The organism is Gilvimarinus sp. 1_MG-2023 (assembly GCF_030548285.1).
The window spans coordinates 1-334 of the sequence record NZ_JAUOSC010000509.1 but is presented as its reverse complement, the minus strand read 5'-3'; the positions used below and the strand labels follow the sequence as shown (position 1 = coordinate 334).

Sequence of the window (334 nt, the reverse complement as noted above, 5' to 3'; positions counted from 1 at the left end):
AACGGTAACCTATAACGATGATGGCAGCGTGGGCGTGGTGATGGCAAGCGACTACGATGATAGCTTTGCCAACCTGCTGGATCACATGACGGACTATGGCTGGACAGCCTATCTGACCAACGGTGATATCAGTATGCCAACGGCGAGAACATTCTCGTTAAGTGACTGCTCTGGTGATGAGGAATCGGGCTACGAATGTGCGATTTACATGTACGGTGCAAGTATCCAGGATGTTTCTCTGGATGGCAGTGTGGATATCAAGGATGCACAGTCGTGGTGGACGGCAGTGTCCAGCAGTCTTGATTATTACGAATTGGCATCTGTCGGTTTGAAT

General features: G+C 49.7%; 1 protein-coding gene. It reads left to right on the top strand.

Annotation, left to right across the window (positions count from 1 at the left end):
* A partial coding sequence (locus tag Q4563_RS17850) for a hypothetical protein (protein ID WP_303605454.1) occupies positions 1–334 on the top strand: 334 nt, incomplete at both ends.